The sequence below is a fragment of the Buchnera aphidicola (Pemphigus immunis) genome, assembly GCF_964059115.1.
In the GTDB taxonomy this organism is placed as follows: domain Bacteria; phylum Pseudomonadota; class Gammaproteobacteria; order Enterobacterales; family Enterobacteriaceae; genus Buchnera_C; species Buchnera_C aphidicola_C.
Map to the genome: position 1 here is coordinate 324,394 of NZ_OZ060408.1, position 11,545 is coordinate 335,938.

General features: G+C 23.5%; 9 protein-coding genes. 5 read left to right on the forward strand and 4 right to left on the reverse strand.

Annotated features, from left to right (window positions below):
• Nucleotides 1-2 precede the first annotated feature (2 nt).
• On the reverse strand, nucleotides 3-1,298 hold the full coding sequence (gene serS / locus AB4W77_RS01375; RefSeq protein WP_367681238.1) for a serine--tRNA ligase: 1,296 nt from the start codon (nucleotides 1,296-1,298) through the stop codon (nucleotides 3-5).
• Between the two features lie 455 nt (nucleotides 1,299-1,753).
• Here serS and trxB point away from each other — a divergent pair, with 455 nt between their 5' ends.
• The 4 genes from trxB to AB4W77_RS01395 all read left to right on the forward strand — a co-directional run bounded on the left by trxB (nucleotide 1,754) and on the right by AB4W77_RS01395 (nucleotide 6,163).
• On the forward strand, nucleotides 1,754-2,719 hold the full coding sequence (trxB, locus tag AB4W77_RS01380; protein ID WP_367681239.1) for a thioredoxin-disulfide reductase: 966 nt from the start codon (nucleotides 1,754-1,756) through the stop codon (nucleotides 2,717-2,719).
• A gap of 271 nt (nucleotides 2,720-2,990) precedes the next feature.
• On the forward strand, nucleotides 2,991-3,209 hold the full coding sequence (gene infA / locus AB4W77_RS01385; RefSeq protein WP_367681240.1) for a translation initiation factor IF-1: 219 nt from the start codon (nucleotides 2,991-2,993) through the stop codon (nucleotides 3,207-3,209).
• 294 nt (nucleotides 3,210-3,503) lie between these two features.
• A complete protein-coding gene (gene aspS, locus AB4W77_RS01390; protein WP_367681241.1) occupies nucleotides 3,504-5,261 on the forward strand; it encodes an aspartate--tRNA ligase in 1,758 nt (585 codons plus the stop codon).
• A 185-nt stretch (nucleotides 5,262-5,446) separates the two neighbouring features.
• Nucleotides 5,447-6,163: a YebC/PmpR family DNA-binding transcriptional regulator gene (locus AB4W77_RS01395; RefSeq protein ID WP_367681242.1), complete on the forward strand. Its 717-nt coding sequence runs from the start codon at nucleotides 5,447-5,449 to the stop codon at nucleotides 6,161-6,163.
• A gap of 86 nt (nucleotides 6,164-6,249) precedes the next feature.
• Here the strand turns inward: AB4W77_RS01395 and znuB are convergent, their stop codons facing one another.
• From znuB to pyk, 3 genes are all read right to left on the reverse strand, one after another.
• Nucleotides 6,250-7,035 (reverse strand): zinc ABC transporter permease subunit ZnuB, encoded by a 786-nt coding sequence (gene znuB / locus AB4W77_RS01400; RefSeq protein WP_367681678.1) that lies wholly within the window; start codon nucleotides 7,033-7,035, stop codon nucleotides 6,250-6,252.
• 33 nt (nucleotides 7,036-7,068) lie between these two features.
• Entirely contained in the window at nucleotides 7,069-7,785 is a 717-nt protein-coding gene (gene znuC / locus AB4W77_RS01405) for a zinc ABC transporter ATP-binding protein ZnuC (protein ID WP_367681243.1), read from the reverse strand.
• Nucleotides 7,786-8,103: 318 nt separating this feature from the next.
• A complete protein-coding gene (gene pyk / locus AB4W77_RS01410) occupies nucleotides 8,104-9,549 on the reverse strand; it encodes a pyruvate kinase (RefSeq protein WP_367681244.1) in 1,446 nt (481 codons plus the stop codon).
• 504 nt (nucleotides 9,550-10,053) lie between these two features.
• On the opposite strand from pyk, the gene zwf reads away from it, so the two are divergent.
• Nucleotides 10,054-11,523, forward strand: a complete 1,470-nt coding sequence (gene zwf, locus AB4W77_RS01415) for a glucose-6-phosphate dehydrogenase (protein WP_367681245.1) — start codon at nucleotides 10,054-10,056, stop codon at nucleotides 11,521-11,523.
• The last annotated feature ends 22 nt before the right edge of the window (nucleotides 11,524-11,545 follow it).

Here is an 11,545-nt window from a genome sequence, read left to right on the forward strand (position 1 = left end):
CATTAAGATATAAATTTTAAATTATTCATATAAGGTTTTCTTAATACTTCTGGTACTTTAATAATACCATTTTTACACTGATAATTTTCTAAAATTGCTGCTAATGTTCTTCCTATTGCTAATCCAGAACCATTAATAGTATGAACAAAATATTTTTTTTTATCTGATTCATTAAAAAAACGAGCCTGTATTCGACGAGCTTGAAAATCCGACATATTAGAACACGAAGAAATTTCTCGGTAAATATTTTGACTAGGAAACCATGCTTCTAAATCGTAAGTTTTAGTTGCAGAAAAACCAATTTCACCTGAACATAATAATACTTTTCTATAAGGTAATTTTAATAATTGCAATATTTTTTCAGCATGATTTGTTAATTTTTCCAATGCTTCCATAGATTTATCAGGATGCACGATTTGAACTATTTCTACTTTGTCAAATTGATGCATACGTATTAAACCTCTGGTGTCTTTACCATAAGAAGAAGATTCTGACCGAAAACAAGGAGTAAGAGCTGTTAGCTTAATGGGCAATTCGTTTTCCTTTAAAATTTTATTTTGAATAATATTCGTAAGTGGGACTTCCGCTGTAGGTATTAATACATAATTATTTTTGTTATTGTTTTTAGATAAATCATTAATGTGAAATAAATCATCACTAAATTTAGGTAATTGACCAGTTCCATATAAACTTTTTTGATTAACTAAATACGGTACATTAGTTTCTAAATATCCATTTTCTTGTGTATGTATATCTAACATAAATTGACCTAAAGCACGATGTAACAAAGCAATTTTCCCTTTCATAATGACAAATCTGGATCCAGACATTTTGGCTGCTGTATTCCAGTCAAATCCATGTACATTTTCTCCCAAATAAACATGATCTTGTACTAGAAAATTATATTTTTTTATTTTTCCCCAACGCATTATCTCTTTATTATTTATAGATTCTATCCCATCTGGTATGTTGTTATCAGGTATATTAGGTAAATTGATTAAAAAATTATATAGTTTTTCCTTCAATTCGTTAAATTCTAATTGAATAATACTTAAATCTTGATTAATTTTACTTACTTTCTTAATTAATAATGTAACATCTATATTGGTATTTTTTTTTTGTCCAATTAATTTTGATAATTGATTACGACTAAATTGTAGTTGTTCGGTTTTTATTTGTAATTTTTTCCTTTTTCGCTCCATAGATGAGAATTTTTTTATATTTAATGAAAAACCACGTCGTGCTAATTTTTTAGAAATTAATTCAAGTTCATTGCGTAAAAGATTAAAATCAAGCATAATTTATTTCAGTATATTTATACTATTTTTAATAGTTGTGAGTGTTATGACATAATGATATATTAAATATCATTAAATATAATAAAAGTAATATTTCTATATAAATTTTAATGAATTTGATAAATAAGTAATAAATACAAAATATAAAAAGTTAAATTGTTCATAAATTAATAATATTTTTAAAATATGTTTATCTAACTATATATTTATTTTTTAAACATTATTTAAAAATTAATTCATAAATATCTAATTTATAATTAGAATTATAAAAAATATCAAAAAATGATTAATTATTTTTTATTGAAAAAATATCTTTATATAACATTAAAATATTTTTTTACGAAAAAAAAATAATTCAATCTCGAAAGTAAAATAAAATTAAAATAAGTAATATCTATTATTTTTAATAAAAAATAAACGATATATTATAATATTATCAAATAATAATTGCAAAAATGAAAAAAAAAATAAATGACAGTAAAAAATTAATTATTATCGGTTCTGGTCCTGCTGGATATACTGCAGCTGTTTATGCATCAAGAGCTAATTTAGATCCAATGTTAATAACAGGACCAAATCCTGGAGGACAATTAATGAACACCGATACAATTGAAAATTGGCCTGGAGATTATAAAAAATTAACTGGTTCTCACTTAATGCACAAAATGTATTTACATGCAAAAAAATTAAAAACACAAATTTTAGAAGAAATAATAATCAGAGTTCATCTTAAAACTAAACCTTTTCTTTTCGTTACAGAATCTAAAAAACAGTATACATCTGATGCCGTTATCATTGCTACTGGTGCATCACCTCGTTATTTAGGTTTACCTTCTGAAACTATCTTTAAAGGAAAAGGAGTTTCAGCATGCGCTGTATGTGATGGTTTTTTTCATAAAAACAAAGATGTTTCTGTTGTAGGAGGAGGCAATACAGCTATAGAAGAAGCTTTATATTTATCTAACATAGCACTTAAAGTTCATTTGATTCATAGAAAAAACACCTTTCGTGCAGAAAAAATATTAATATCTCGTCTTTTTAAAAAAGTAGATGAAGGAAAAATTATTTTACATACTAATTTCATAATAAATGAAATATTGGGAAATCAATATGGAGTGACTGGAGTACAAATTAAAAACATAAAAAATAAAAATAAATCTAAAATATTAAATATATCTGGTTTATTTATAGCAATAGGACATACTCCTAATAGTTACTTGTTTAAAAATCAATTAGAAATGCACAACGGTTATATAAAAGTTAATTTTAATCTGCATGGAAATTCAACTGCAACTAGTATTCCAGGTGTTTTTGCAGCAGGGGATGTAATAGATCATGTATATAGACAAGCTATTACATCTGCTGCCACAGGATGTATGGCTGCATTAGATGCTGAACGTTATTTAGATACGCTTATTTAATTAATTTTTAAATAATATATGTATCTTAAAATTATATTCTAAATATAAAAATTAACTTTATATATATATTTTAATTTTATAATGAGAAATGTTATATATAAATATATTTACTTAAATAATTTAAAATTTTTAAAATATAAAATATTTTTTTTAATTTATATTTATAAAAAAAATGATTGAAAACTAATTTTATAGTAATATTTTAAATATTTTATATTAATTAATGTTATTATAAATAACGTAAACTTAATAATTAAAGATAGAGAATGCAATGACAAAAGAAGAAAATATAGAGATGCAAGGTATCGTAATAGATACATTACCGAATACTACATTTCGAGTAGAATTAGAGAATAAACATATTATTACCGCTCATATATCAGGGAAAATGAGAAAAAATTATATTCGTATATTAACTGGAGATAAAGTAACCGTAGAACTAACTCCTTATGATCTAAGTAAAGGTAGAATTATATTTAGAAGTCGATAACAATGAATAACTTTACTTTTAAAAAATTATTTTTAACCAATTCTTAATACTTTAAATATTACTTTTTATCTTAAATAATAATCAATATTTTTTATAATAATAATTGTTATTTTTTCAAAAAAACATAAATAATACTACTATATTTTTTGATAAAACATTATTTTATCATATAAATAATGTTTATATGTCAATTTCAAAAATTAAACTATATTAAATATGTTTACAATATTAAAATATCTAAAAATTACTTCTTGCATATTATTAAAATAAAAATTTATATTAAAAAGGATACTAATGAGAACTAAATATTGCGGACAATTAGGATTATCAGATGTCGATGAAACGGTTATTTTATGTGGTTGGGTTAATAAAATTCGTATTTTTGGGAATATTGTTTTTATTGATATGCGTGATCAAGAAGGTATTGTTCAAATCTTTTTTGATGGTGAAAAAATGTTTTTAAAAGATGTTTTAAAATTAAAAAATGAATTTTGTATTCAAGTAACTGGAGTTGTTAGAAAAAGAGAAAAAAAAAATATTAATCCTAATTTATGTACTGGAAATATAGAAGTATTAGCAATAAATTTGAATATAATTAATACTTCTGACATTTTACCTTTAGATTATAAAAAAAATAACTCTGAAGCATTACGTTTAAAATACAGGTATTTAGATCTTCGTCGTTCTGACATGATAGAAAAAATAAAAATACGTAATAAAATTTGTAATACTATAAGATCTTTTATGAAAAAAAATAAATTTTTAGAAATTGAAACACCAATGCTTACAAAATCAACACCTGAAGGCGCCAGAGATTACTTAATACCCAGTCGAATACATTTAGGAAAATTTTATGCATTACCTCAATCACCTCAATTATTTAAACAATTACTAATGATTTCAGGTATTGATAGATATTACCAAATTACAAAATGTTTTCGAGATGAAGATCTACGTTCAGACAGACAACCTGAATTTACACAAATTGACATAGAAATGTCTTTTATAAAAACTATAAAATTTCGAAATTTAATGGAAAATATGATACGAAATTTATGGATGAAAATAAAAAAGATAGATTTAAAAATATTTCCTGTAATAACATATAAAGAAGCTTTACGTCGTTTTGGTACTGATAAACCAGATTTAAGGAATCCTATAGAATTAGTAGATATTGACGATATATTACAAGACAATAATCACCCTATATTTTTAAAATGTATTAAAAATGAAGATTACCGAATTGCAGTTTTATGTATTCCAGGAGGTAATATTCTTTCTCATAAAAAAATAAATTCATATAAAAATTTAGTAAAACAATATGGAGCAAAAAAATTATTTGATATAAAAGTTGATGATATTAAACTAGAAAAAAAAGATACGAAAAATTCAATATATCAATTTTTAAATAAAAAAACGCTAAAAAAAATAATCCTAAAAACATCAGCAAAAAGTACAGACTTAATATTATTAATTGCGGATAAAAATGACACAGTTACTCGAGCTTTAGGTATTTTACGATTAAAAATAGGAAAAGATATTAATATTATTAAAAAATCAAGTTGGAAACCATTATGGATAATTGATTTTCCTATGTTTAAAAAAAATAAGATAAGTGGCTTTTCTCCTATACATCATCCTTTCACAGCTCCTAAAAATATAACAATTGAACAAATACAAAAAAACCCAGAAAAAGCTATTGCTAATTCTTATGACATGGTTATCAATGGATATGAAATAGGAGGTGGTTCAGTAAGAAATCATAACAAAAAAATGCAAAAAACTATTTTTGACATTCTGGGAATTTCAATTGATACTCAAAAAGAAAAATTTGGTTTCCTTATAGAGGCATTGAGTTATGGAACACCTCCTCATACAGGTATCGCTTTCGGATTAGATCGATTAGCAATGTTATTGACTAACAGTAGTAATATTAGAGATGTAATTGCTTTTCCGAAAACTACTGCAGCATCTTGTCTTATGACTGATGCACCGAGTAACATGGATTCTAGTATATTAGAAGAATTATCTATTTATATTCATAAAAAATAATGTTATTTATTATGGATATCGTAATTAATAAAATTGTTATAAAAATTAATTTTTAGTTATTATAGATGTAATATGTGTTGCTAATTTTTTAGTACATAATATACTATAAAAACTATTTTGATGTAATAAAAAATTTTAAAAAATGTATATCATAAAAATATGTAAAAATATTTAGAGAAAATAAGATGGCAGGACACAGTAAATGGGCAAATACAAAGCATCGCAAAGCTTCTCAAGACTTTAAAAAAAGTAAAATCTTTACAAAAATTATTAAAGAACTAATTATTGCTTCCAAATTTGGAGGAAAAAATCCCGATACAAATCCTAATTTACGTGCTATTATAGAAAAAGCTTTGAATCATAATATGTCTCTTAATACAATTAATAGAACTATCAATAAAAAAAATAGTATTAATAAAAATTCTTCTCTTAAAAGAATTCAATATGGAGGATATGGTAAAAAAGGAATTGCTGTTATATTAGATTGTTTAAGTAATAATAAAAATAGAACTGTTGCTGAAATACGTTATATTTTTTCAAAATTTAATTTTACTTTAACACCTGTTACATCCGTAGAATATCTATTTAAAAAAAAGATAGTAATGTTTTACTCAAAAAAAAATGATTTTTTAAAAATTAAAAATATATCCATACAATACGGAGCTGAATATATTTCTAATCATAACAATAAATGTGTCCAATTGATTTCTAATACCAATTCATTAGAAATTATTAAATCAACACTGAATTCTTTCGATATTAAACCAATTTATACTGAATTTTTATTCACTCCTTATGTTTTTATTAAAATAAATCCAGAAGAAAATATAATCTTTTATAAATTGATTAAAAAACTGAAAAAAAACACAGATATACAAAATATTTACCATAATATAAAATAATTAGTTTATATATTTAAAATATATATTTTTTTTACAATAAATATATATATGAAATTTATTTTTATAAATATATAGTATACTTATATTCAATTATTTTTTTTAAAATGACTTAAAAAAAAGAACAATGATAAAAATAACACCACAGATGGACTGGTTGGAAAATCAAAAAATGCAGCTATTATCATTCCAAATGTAATACCTAACATACCTATAAATGTAGAAAATATAGCCATATTTTCTGGAGAAGTAGAAAATTTTTGAGCAGTAGCAGCAGGAATAATTAATAATGCAGTAATAATTAAAGAACCAATAAATCTTATAGAAATAGCTATCACTAAAGTAGTTATGAATATAAAAATTACACGCATTTTAGAAACATTAATTCCATCTACTATTGCCAATTCTCTGTTAATAGTTAAATATAATATTTCTCTCCAATAACAAATTAAAATAAACAAAACAAAAAAAATTACCAATAAAATAACTATTAAATCTGATATATTTACTTTTAATAAGTTACCAAAGAAGTAATTAGAAATACTAATTCTTTTTATTTCTGACATCATACTTAATATAATCATACCTAAAGATAAAGCACTATGAGATATTATTCCTAATATTGCATCTAAAGAAAGAAAAGAAACATGTTCTAAAAACACGATAAGAATAGAAATAACTAATAATAAAAATAAAATCATATAGAAATAATTAATATTTAATAAAACTCCTCCTGCTAATCCTAATAAAGAAGCATGAGATAACGTATCTCCAAAAGCAGACATACGACGCCATATGATAAAAGAACCTAAAGGACCAGTAACAAAAGTAAATAAAATGCCTGCTAACCATCCTTGAAAAAGTAACAAAGTTATATTTAAAATAAATTTTACCTCATTTATTAAGTATTAAAAATCATGACGATGATTATGTTCATGACGATATAATGCAAAATTTTTTATTCCTATTTCACCAAAAAGAGAAATAAATTCTGAATTTTTACAAACTATCTCTGGTGTTCCTGAACAACATATATGTTGGTTTAAACATAGCACTTTATCTGTTGTTGCCATGACTAAATTTAAATCATGTGATACTATTAGAACAGAACATTTTAATTCATTGCGAATTTTGTTAATTAATTTATATAAAGCAACTTGCCCCAAAATATCTATACCTTGAGTACACTCATCTAATATCAATAATTCTGGTTCTTTTAATAGAGCACGAGCTAATAACATTCTTTGCATTTCACCACCGGATAATTTTTTTAATTGATAATTTTTTATATGAATTATATTCAAACGATGTAATGCTTTTTTTACTGATAATTTTGTTGTACCGTGAGATAATCTCATAAAACGATCTACTGTAATAGGCAAACCCGCATTTAAATGTAATTTTTGAGGTACATAACCAATTTTAATATTAATTTTTTTAATAATTTTCCCAGAATTAGGTTTCAATAAACCTAGAATTACCCTTACTAATGTAGATTTTCCTGCACCATTTGGTCCTATTAAAGTTAAAATTTGATTAGGTATTAAATTTAATGAAATATTTGACAAAATACATCGATGATTAAATTTGATAAAAACGTTTTTTAATTTAATTAATGAGTACATATAAAACACATAATGTATATAAAATTAATTAGTAATATACTACTACATTAGTAGTAAAAATTTTTAAAATATATTACTACTTAAATTTTTTAATCATGAAAAATAATATTAATTTGATATAAAAAATATATAATAAGATATTCATATATGTAAACTTTAAAATAAATAGCAATGTATTGCTAACAATTAAAATAATACTTTTTTATAAAAAATTTCGTTTCATAATTCATTAAAAAATACCAAATAATATGTAATGCTAACTTAGCAAAATATATTTATATTTTTATATAAATATATTTTGCTTAATGCATTTTAATGTTATTTTAAAACTCTTAAAATTCTAGTAGTATTAGTTTTACCACTTTGTTTTATAGTATCACCTTGCGTAACAATTACTAAATCTCCTAATGATAGCAATCCTTTTTTATATAACAAATGAATAGCTTCTTTTGCAAGAAATATTCCTGATTTTTCACTATCGAAATATATTGGTACAACACCCCTATATAAAGTAATTAAATTTAATGTTTTTTTGTGACGAGATAAAGCAAAAATAGGAAGACCTGACGTAATTCGAGAAGGGATTAATGCAGTACGTCCTGATTCTGTCATGGCAATGATAGCACGTACTCCTTCTAAATGATTAGCTGCATACATAGCAGACATAGAAACAGCTTCTGATATATCACTAAATTTTAAGTTTAATCGATGTCTTGAAATATTAATACTAGGAACTTTTTCTGCTCCTTGACATATTTTAGATACTACTAAAACTGTTTCTACAGGATATTTTCCTGTTGCTGTTTCAGCTGATAACATAACTGCATCACTTCCATCTAATACAGCATTAGCAACATCCATAACTTCTGCTCTAGTAGGTATAGGATTTTTAACCATAGATTCCATCATTTGAGTTGCAGTTATTACCACCCTATTTAATTGACGAGCTCTTCTGATCAAAGTTTTTTGAATTCCTACTAGTTCAGGATCACCAATTTCCACACCTAAATCTCCTCTTGCTACCATAATAGCATCAGAAGAACATATAATTTCATCTATCACTTTATCATTAGCTACTACTTCAGCTCTTTCTATTTTAGCAATAATTTTTGCATAACTACCCGCTTCTTGTGCTAATTTTCTAGCTAATTTCACATCTTGGGCGCACCGTGGAAAAGATACCGCCAAGTAATCTACTTCAATGTTAGATGCTAAAATAATATCATTCCTGTCTTTTTTTGTTAAAGATTCTGAAGATAATCCTCCTCCTAATTTATTAATACCTTTATTATTTGATAAACATCCTCCTATTAATACTGTTGTAAATATTTTTTCATGAGTAGATTTAATTACCTTTAATTGAATTCTTCCATCATCTAATAATAAAATATCATTAGGTCTGACATCTTTAGGTAATTGTTTATAATCAATTCCTACTTGATTTTGATTACCTTCATTGTCACTTAATGTTGAATCTAGTAAAAATAAATCGCCAATATTTAAATTAATTTTATTTTTTTTGAATCTAGCAATACGAATTTTAGGACCTTGTAGATCACCAAGTAAAGCTAAATTACAATTTAACCTTTTAATTATTTTTTTCGCAGTTATTGCTCTGTATGTATGTTCTTCTTTAGTACCATGAGAAAAATTTAATCTTAGTACATTTGCTCCCGATTGAATAATTTTTTCAAGACAATCTTCTTTATCTGTAGATGGTCCTAATGTAACAACTATTTTTGTTCTTCTAAGACGTTCTAACATAAAAATTTCTCGATTAAAAGAAGTAAAAATATTATTCTAAATAATATCTTTCACAACTTATTTTTTCTTTAATTGATAAAAAATACAAGTATAATATAGTTATGTCAAATAATAAAAACGCTTCATATATAATTAATACCAAAATATTACCTCATTAATAAAATATAGTAACAATAATGATATTATTGAAAATATAGTAAATAATATCATTTTTTATTAAAAATAAAATGTATAATTAATTCAGTATATACATGTTAAAAATATAATTTGATATATATATAATGTGCGTAAACGAAAAATAAACGACATTTATATAAACATAAAAATAAGTATTACATATATTTATTTATATTCTGTATATTTTTTTTATAAAAATGCTAATGCGATTAAAAATAAATTAAATTTAACAATTTTTAAGTTTCATAAAAAATTTTTAAAGAATATTAATTCTAATTATTTTAAAAAATTGTTAAATAAAAAAATAAATAATAAGTAGGAGATAAAATGATTTCAAAAATAAATCAAGCGTGTGATTTAGTTATTTTTGGAGCTAAAGGTGATTTAACTCGTAGAAAATTATTACCTGCTCTTTATCAGTTAGAAAAATTTAATAAATTACATAAAAATACAAGGATTATCGGAGTTGGACGTGCTGATTGGAATAAAAATTTTTTTCATTCTTTTGTAAAAGAATCGTTAGAAATATTTATGAAAGAGAAATTAAATGATTATTTTTTAAAAAAATTATTTCTTCGGTTAGATTTTTGTAATCTTGATGTAAAAAATACCAATGATTTTATAAAATTACAAATCATATTAAGTCAAAAAAATAACACAATTATTAATTATTTCGCTGTTCCTCCAAATTTATTTAGTTCTATATGTCAAGGTTTGAGTAAAAATCAATTAAATCTTTCTCCAACTCGCATAGTAATGGAAAAACCGTTAGGTACATCTCTAAAAACATCACAAAAAATTAATAATCAGGTCAGTAAATATTTTAAAGAACATCAAATATTTAGAATAGATCATTATTTAGGAAAAGAGACCATATTAAATTTACTTTCATTACGTTTTTCAAATATTTTATTTTTTAATAATTGGAACAATAAAATTATAGATCATGTTCAAATCACTGTTGCTGAACAAGTTGGAATAGAAGGTAGATGGGGATATTTTGATCAATCAGGACAAATTAGAGATATGCTTCAAAATCATTTATTACAAATTTTAACTATTGTTACCATGTCTCCGCCTGAAAACTTAAATGCCAATAATATTAGAAAAGAAAAAATAAAAATATTACAGTCTTTACGTCATATTAATGATGCTAATTTTGATAAAAATGTTGTTCTTGGTCAATATTCAGCTGGTACGCTAAATGGTATAGAAGTACCCTCTTATATTGATGAAAATGGTGCTAATAAAAAAAGTAAAACTGAAACTTTTGTAGCTATTAAAGTAAACATAGATAATAAGAAATGGGCTGGCATACCATTTTATTTGCGTACAGGTAAAAGGTTACCAGTAAAATGTTCTAAAATAGTTATTTTTTTTAAAAAACCTATTAAAAATTTATTTGATAATCATAATAAAATATTACCATCTAACAAACTTGTAATCAAATTACAACCAAATGAAGGATTTACTCTTCAAGTTTTAAATAAAATACCCAGTTTAAATTCTGAATATATTCTGGATAATATTGATTTAAATTTCAAATATTCCGATACAATTTATAAAAATAATTTATCAGACTCTTATGAAAGATTATTATTAGAAAGTATGAAAGGAATACAAACATTGTTTGTAAGTAAAAAAGAAATAGAAGAATCATGGAAATGGATAGATTTAATTATTGATGCTTGGAACAAAAAAAATGAATTTCCAGCACTTTATAAATCTGGTACGTGGGGTCCAGATGAATCTGAAAAAATTATCCAACAGGACGCTAGAATTTGGCATAATGATTAATAATGAAATTATTATACATTTA

What these genes read in the sequence shown, in the direction of transcription:
- trxB (WP_367681239.1), top strand. Translation starts at nt 1,754, where the DNA reads ATGAAAAAAAAAATAAATGACAGTAAAAAATTAATTATTATCGGTTCT.
- infA (WP_367681240.1), top strand. Translation starts at nt 2,991, where the DNA reads ATGACAAAAGAAGAAAATATAGAGATGCAAGGTATCGTAATAGATACA.
- AB4W77_RS01395 (WP_367681242.1), top strand. Translation starts at nt 5,447, where the DNA reads ATGGCAGGACACAGTAAATGGGCAAATACAAAGCATCGCAAAGCTTCT.
- aspS (WP_367681241.1), top strand. Translation starts at nt 3,504, where the DNA reads ATGAGAACTAAATATTGCGGACAATTAGGATTATCAGATGTCGATGAA.
- zwf (WP_367681245.1), top strand. Translation starts at nt 10,054, where the DNA reads ATGATTTCAAAAATAAATCAAGCGTGTGATTTAGTTATTTTTGGAGCT.
- pyk (WP_367681244.1), bottom strand. Translation starts at nt 9,549, where the DNA reads ATGTTAGAACGTCTTAGAAGAACAAAAATAGTTGTTACATTAGGACCA.
- serS (WP_367681238.1), bottom strand. Translation starts at nt 1,298, where the DNA reads ATGCTTGATTTTAATCTTTTACGCAATGAACTTGAATTAATTTCTAAA.
- znuC (WP_367681243.1), bottom strand. Translation starts at nt 7,785, where the DNA reads ATGTACTCATTAATTAAATTAAAAAACGTTTTTATCAAATTTAATCAT.